Genomic DNA, 2,653 nt, shown 5'->3' on the forward strand with positions numbered 1-2,653 from the left:
CCTCTGGACTCCCTGTGGCCCAATATCCTTGCCCGGCGCGGAAGCCGCCGGACAAGGATATTGGGCAGCGTTGTCCTAGGTCGGCTTGTCCAAAGCCATCCCTGGCGTATTGCAGCCCCCCTGCTCCCTTGCGCCCTGCCCCGAACGAGAAGTCCCGGAGCGCAAGAGCGCTCCGGGACTTCTCGTTCGGCCTGCGGGTCCAGGGGGTGCATACCCCCTGGCGGGGTCAAGGGGCGGAGCCCCTTGCTGCCAACGCCCTTCACACTACTTGGCGCTCACCCTTCTGCGCTTCACGTCAGCGCTTCCGGCATGCTCCATGTCGGGCGGGGGACTGTCTCCGGGTTGGAGCTGCGCCACGGCAGGACTTTCGTTGTGCTGGCCCAGGCTTCCCAGGCGCGCGATGATGACTTCGGGATTAGGGTAGGTCTCTTTCAAGGACAGCAACAGTTCACGGGCCTTTGGCAGATTGCGCTCGGCCTCGTAGGCGTCGGCCAGCAGGTAGGTGCTCATGACGCGCACGTCCTGGGGAGTCTTTTCGGCCGCCAGGATTTCTTCAAGGATGCCTTTGGCCTTGGGCCAGTTCCAGGACATGCCGTAGGTTTGCGCCAGTTCGTACATGGCGCGGCTTTTGGTGTCCATGTCCGGGGCCTGCTTGATGCTCTGGGTGAGCAGATCCACGGCCAGATCGGCCTTGCCCAAGGCGCGGTCGGCAATGGCCATGCGCATCTGGGCCTGAACGGTTTTCGCGGTGTCGCCCCCGGCGGTGTCCAGGCAACGGCCCCAGGCGTCCAGGGCCTTCTTGCGCTGTCCCTGCTGCTCGTACAGCTCGCCCAGGCGAAACAGCAGAGGCCAGTTGTCCTTGGGCCGCGCACCGTATTCTAGGGTGGCGGTTTCCAGCAGGGTCACGGCCTTGTCCGGGTCGCCCTTCATGCCTGCGCAGATCTCCACCAGACGCGTCCAGGCCTCCAGCCTGTATTTGCCTTGCGGATCAGACTGCAGGTAGCGTTCATAGGCGGTTTCGGCTTCCAGGAAGTAGCCGCCGGAGTAGGCTTCGCGGGCGATTGCCAAATCGAGGGCGGGGCCTGAGGCCGCGCCCCGGTCGCAGGCCGTCAGCAGAAGCTGGGCGGCCAGGACCAGGGCGCAGGCGAACAGGAAGGAACGCGAGTTGGTCATGGACCTTATTCCTCGCTGGGCTGATCCCCTTCAATGATGTCCAGGGCCTCGTCGTCCAGGCCGTCCACCGGGTCCAGGCCCTGGCGCTGCACCAGGTCGAAGCCGGCCACGATGGTGCCTTCGTCGAGGTTGATCAGACGCACGCCCTGGGTGGCGCGGCCCAGGTTCAGGCTCACCTGGCGCACCGGGAAGCGCACGATCTTGTTGGCGCTGGACAGGACGACCATCTGGTCGGTCTCGGCCACCATGACGGCGCCCACGACCTTGCCGGTCTTGTCGGTCACGCGCATGTTGATGATGCCCATGCCGGAGCGGGACTGGGCGCGGTACTGGTCGAGCGGGGTGCGCTTGCCGTAGCCGTTCTCGCTCACGGTGAGGATCTGCTCGCGGTCCGGGTCGCCGGTGACGACGCCCGCCACCACGCGGTCCTTGTTGCGCAGGGCTATGCCCTTCACGCCCTCGGTGGCGCGTCCGGTGGGCCGCACCTCGGTGATGGCGAAGCGGATGGCTGTACCCTGCTCGGTGATGAGCACGATCTCGGAGTCGTTCTGCACGCCGCAGACCATCATCAGCTCGTCCTCGGGCTTCAGGCTCACGGCGCGGATGCCAGTAGTGCGGGAGTTGGCGTACAACGCCGCGCTGGTGCGCTTCACCATGCCCTTGCGGGTGATGAACAGGAACTGCCGGTCCTCGGCGAACTCGCGCAGAGTCAGCGCCGTGGCGATGTTCTCGTCCTTCTCCAGGGGCACCAGGTTGGCGATGTGTGCGCCCTTGGCGTAGCGGCCGGCCTCGGGCACCTGGTGGGCCTTCAACTGGTACATGCGGCCCTGGTTGGTGAACAGCAGCAGGTACTGGTGGTTGCTGGTAAGCAGGAAGGTGTGCACGAAGTCGCCGTCCGAGGTGCTTACCCCCGCGATGCCCTTGCCGCCGCGCTTCTGCTGCTGGTAGTGCGAGAGGCTGGTGCGCTTGATGTAGCCGCGGCGCGACAGGGTGATGACGGCTTCCTCGTCGGGAATCAGGTCCTCGATGGCGATGTCGTTGGCCTCGTCGGCCAGGATCTGCGTCTGGCGGGGGGTGGCGTAGTCTTCCTTGATACGCACCAGCTCGTCGCGGATGACGCCCTTGAGCACGGCCTCGTCGGCCAGGATGCTCTTGAGCCAGGCGATGAGCTTCTCCAGCTCCTTCAGCTCCTCAAGCAGCTTCTCGCGCTCCATGTTGGTCAGGCGCTGCAGGCGCATGTCCAGGATGGCCTGGGCCTGCAACTCGGACAGGGTGAAGCGCTCCATGAGGCCGTTCTTGGCGTCGAGGGCGTTCTTGCTGGCGCGGATGAGGGCCACGACCTCGTCGATGTTGTCCAGCGCGATCTTGAGGCCTTCCAGGATGTGGGCGCGGGCTTCGCTCTTGTCCAGGTCGAAGCGGGTGCGGCGGATGATGACCTCGCGCCGGTGCTCCAGGAAGTGGGCCAGGATCTGCTTCAGGT

At 65.5% G+C, this 2,653-nt stretch carries 2 protein-coding genes; both read right to left on the bottom strand.

All coding sequences use genetic code 11. From position 1 onward, the window contains the following. Positions 1–264: 264 nt before the first annotated feature. The gene (locus VN419_RS06590; RefSeq protein ID WP_325645719.1) at positions 265–1,173 is read right to left on the bottom strand and encodes a tetratricopeptide repeat protein; all 909 of its coding nucleotides are present in this window, start codon (positions 1,171–1,173) and stop codon (positions 265–267) included. Between the two features lie 5 nt (positions 1,174–1,178). After that, positions 1,179–2,653, bottom strand: a 1,475-nt coding sequence (locus tag VN419_RS06595; protein ID WP_325645721.1) for a DNA gyrase C-terminal beta-propeller domain-containing protein, incomplete at its 5' end; no start/stop codon positions are given.

This window comes from Humidesulfovibrio sp. (genome assembly GCF_035560995.1).
Taxonomy (GTDB): Bacteria; Desulfobacterota; Desulfovibrionia; order Desulfovibrionales; family Desulfovibrionaceae; genus Humidesulfovibrio.